This window comes from Actinomadura sp. KC06 (genome assembly GCF_004348735.1).
GTDB lineage: Bacteria > Actinomycetota > Actinomycetes > Streptosporangiales > Streptosporangiaceae > Spirillospora.
Window position 1 is genome coordinate 1 of the sequence record NZ_SMKT01000331.1, and the last position, 3,570, is coordinate 3,570.

Below are 3,570 nucleotides of genomic sequence, written 5' to 3' on the forward strand. Positions count from 1 at the left end.
GGGGAGGGTGGGGCAGATCCGATCCAAGAGACAGAAGACGTGAGGAGCTGATCGTGCTCACGCTGACCAGCGGTGCCGTCCAGGTCATACGTACCGTGACCGCGAACCCGGAGCTTCCGCCGGAGACCGGCATCCGCATCGAGTCCGGGCTCGACGGCTCGGACGCCCTGCGGCTCTCGGTCGCGCCCGCCCCGGAGGCCGGCGACCAGGTCGTCGAGGAGGAGGGCGCCAAGGTGTACCTGGAGCCCAGCGTCGCCGAGATGCTGGACGACAAGACCCTCGACGCGCAGGTCGACCCGCAGGGCGACGTCGCGTTCACCATCGCGGAGGGGTCCGAGGGCACCCCGGCCTGAACCGAGCTTCTGGAGCCGGGGTGCCGAACCCATCGGCGCCCCGGCTTCAGCCTTCTGGCCCGGCTCAGCGGGCCGCCGCGATGGCGGCCACGATGGCGAGCACGAACGCCACCGTGGTGAGGACCATGAAGGCGGCGACGACCGCGCAGCCCAGGCCGCGCGGCTGGTCGCGCCAGCTCCGGTAGCGGTCGCGCACCTGCCGGTCCAGCTCCTCCCGGGACGGCCGTTCCGCGTCCGAGGGGTCGGGCGAAGGCGGGGTCGTCACGCTCGCCAGTCTCGCAGATCCGCTAGCCCTCGAATGACGGGTGCGGGCCCAGCGCCCAGTACTCGTAGAGGCCGTGGCCGGTGACGGCGTCGGCCGGTTCGGCGCCGTCCAGGTACTCGTAGCGGCCGACCGCGTCGATCATGCCCCACATGCGGGCGGCGTCGTCCGGGTTCCGCAGGTCGTGGGCGACGCCCTCGACCTTGAGGTCCGGCCCCTGGTACATGCCGTGCTTCCAGCCGGGCTCCAGCCCGTACCCGGTGCCGACCATCATGTGGACGGGCAGGATCGGCGTCGCCCGGACCTCGAACGGCGCCCCGCCGGGCGGCGCGAACCGGAGCGTCGCGGTGACCACGTCCCGGGTGCCGGCGGCGTAGACGGGGACGTACTCGGGACGCCCCAGGTATTCGGCCTCGCGATCGGGCCAGACACGGGTGGCCTCTTCCAGGACGCGCCGTCCCTTCTCGTCCTCCTGGACGATGCAGAGGATCGAGTGGTCCTCGAACTGCATCGGCGCGTACAGCCAGTAGAACGTCCCCGCGTTCTTGACCTGGATGCCCGGCGGCTCCGGTTCGCCCACGGGACGGATGCCCCACGAGCGGTCCCGCGAGCCCCACCAATGGTCGGGCGTGACGTCGATGGTGTCGCCGTCGATCGTGATGGTCCCCGTCCAGCGGCCGGTCTGCGCGAGGCGCCGCGAGTCGAACATGACCCGCTCCTGCCAGCGGAGATAGTGCGGCGGCTCCAGCGTGGCGGGGATCGTCCCTTCCCAGGAGAGGTCGAACGCGAGGCCGTGCTCGTTCTCGTCCAGGACGACCCTGAGCCGCTTCAGCCCCTCGATCACCTCGACGCGGAACGGGCCGACGGACGTGTCCATGCGGTCGTCCCCCAGTTCCCGCGACGCTCGGACGACCCTGTGCAGCGGCCCGCGCCGCACGACCGCGAAGGCGTCCATGACCCCGAGGTTCGGGTACTGCCCGACCCCGATGATCAGCATCAGCTCGTCCGAGCAGGGGTGGACGTTGAAGTAGTACCGGTCGTAGAAGTTGCGGTCGGACGTCGTGACGTGCCGCATCACCTCGGGCGCCTGGTGGACGGGGTAGTCGTCGAGGGGCGAGAGCGTCACCGGCCGTCTCCCAGGATGCGCGCGAGCAGCTGCGTGCAGTTGTTGTTGTAGGGGAAGTCGGCGGTCTCGTCGATCCAGCCGAAGTCGATCATCGCCTGCCCGATCCGCGCCATGATCACCGAGAATTTGAAGCCGGACAGGATCTCGTAGTACGCGAGGTGCCGCATCGGGCGTCCGAGCAGCTCCTCGTAGCGGGCGACCGTGTCGGTGTGTGGCGGGAAGCCGTCCAGGCGCGGCACGCCGACGCCCTCGGAGTGGTGGCGGTCGAGGAACAGGAACCAGGCGAGGTCCTCCTCGGGGGCGCCGAGCACGGCGGTCTCCCAGTCCAGGACGGCCGCCGGAACGCCCGACCGGAAGATCACGTTGCCGATGCGGGCGTCGCCCCATAGCACGGCGGGGTCGTCCGGTTCGTCGGGGCGGTTCGCCTTCAGCCATTCCAGGGCCTTGAGCGCGGTCTTCTGCGGCCCCTTGTACGCCCAGTGGAGGTAGTTCTCGTAGTAGGCGAGCCGCTGGTCGAGCCCGGTCGCGCCCCAGGCGGGCTGGTCCAGGAAGCCGAGGCCGAGATCGTCCGCGTCCAGGCGGTGCAGGCTCGCGAGGATCTCCAGCGTCGACCACCACATCGCGGCCCGCTCGTCCGGCGGGGCCTCGGTGACCCACCCGCCCATGTGGTACGGCGGCATGTCGGTGGGAACGCGTCCTTCGACGCGTCCCATGACGAAGAACGGCGCGCCGAGCACGTCCCCGGACGGCTCGTACCAGCGGATCGGCGGCACCGGGATGCCGGTGCGCTCGTCCAGGATCCGCATTAGCCGGTACTGCTCCTCGAACCGCGGCTCGGGGAAGATCTGGTACCCGGCCGGGGCGACCCGCGCGACGAAAGGCTCCCGCCGCTGGGCGCCGTCGCCGTCCGTCCATTCGGCGTCGAACATCAGGGTCTCGCTGGAGAAGCCGCTGTTCTGCGGGGTCTCCAGGTGCGGAATCCGGACGCCGGGCAGGTGGCGGCCGAACCAGGCGGTCAGCGCGCGGCCGGTGACCTCGGGGTCGCGCTGGTCGGGAACGGGCATCGAGCCGCCTCCTCACACCGGGTCCCCGAAGTAGAACGTGTTCTATCAACGGGGGCAGGGGGCGGTCAACGGGACCGGACGTCCCGCGTGAAAAAATCGCCCAATGCGTCTCACGAAACTCGGCCACGCCTGCGTTCAGCTCACGAAGGACGACCGGACGATCGTCATCGACCCCGGCTCGTTCAGCGACGCGTCCGGCGCGCTCGCCGCCGCCGACGCGGTCCTCATCACCCACGAGCACCCCGACCACTTCGAACCCGACGCGCTGCGCGCCGCGATGGCCGAGCGCCCAGGACTCCAGGTCTGGACGTCCCGCGTCGTCGCCGAGAACCTCTCCGACCTGGGCGGACGCGTCCACCAGGTCGGGCATGGCGACGCCGTTACGATCGCGGGCTTCGACGTCCACGTGTACGGCGAGGACCACGAGATCCTGCACCCGGACGTCCCGCCGATCCCGAACACCGGGTTCCTCGTCGACGGGGAGGTCTTCCACCCGGGGGACGCGCTGACCGTCCCGTCCGAGCCCGTCCGGACGCTGTGCCTGCCCGGCAACGCGCCCTGGCTGAAGATCCCCGAGCTGTACTCGTACACGCGGGAGGTCCGGCCGGAGCGCGCGTTCGTCATCCACGACGGGCTGCTGAACGACATCGGGCTCGCGGTGATGCAGAACCACGTCACCAAGGCCGGCGAGGAACTCGGCAGGGAGTTCACGCGCCTGGCCCCCGGCGCCTCGGTCGATCTGGCCGCCGCGTGAACCGAGCCCCC

Annotated in this window: 5 protein-coding genes; 2 read left to right on the plus strand and 3 right to left on the minus strand. The window is 70.8% G+C overall.

Annotated features, from left to right (window positions below):
* The first annotated feature begins 53 nt into the window (after positions 1-53).
* Entirely contained in the window at positions 54-353 is a 300-nt protein-coding gene (locus E1287_RS42515) for a Fe-S cluster assembly protein HesB (RefSeq protein ID WP_131971707.1), read from the plus strand.
* Between the two features lie 64 nt (positions 354-417).
* Here the strand turns inward: E1287_RS42515 and E1287_RS42520 are convergent, their stop codons facing one another.
* Genes E1287_RS42520 through E1287_RS42530 form a run of 3 tightly spaced genes read right to left on the minus strand, consistent with a single transcriptional unit; the run spans position 418 to position 2,805 of the window.
* On the minus strand, positions 418-618 hold the full coding sequence (locus E1287_RS42520; RefSeq protein WP_131971709.1) for a hypothetical protein: 201 nt from the start codon (positions 616-618) through the stop codon (positions 418-420).
* 22 nt (positions 619-640) lie between these two features.
* Positions 641-1,741: a hypothetical protein gene (locus E1287_RS42525; RefSeq protein ID WP_131971711.1), complete on the minus strand. Its 1,101-nt coding sequence runs from the start codon at positions 1,739-1,741 to the stop codon at positions 641-643.
* Positions 1,738-2,805, minus strand: coding sequence for a phosphotransferase family protein (locus E1287_RS42530; protein ID WP_131971713.1), 1,068 nt, complete (start codon positions 2,803-2,805; stop codon positions 1,738-1,740). The genes E1287_RS42525 and E1287_RS42530 overlap by 4 nt, the downstream gene beginning before the upstream one ends.
* A 103-nt stretch (positions 2,806-2,908) precedes the next feature.
* Between E1287_RS42530 and E1287_RS42535 the strand changes: the two genes are divergently transcribed.
* Entirely contained in the window at positions 2,909-3,559 is a 651-nt protein-coding gene (locus E1287_RS42535) for an MBL fold metallo-hydrolase (protein WP_131971715.1), read from the plus strand.
* Positions 3,560-3,570 lie beyond the last annotated feature (11 nt).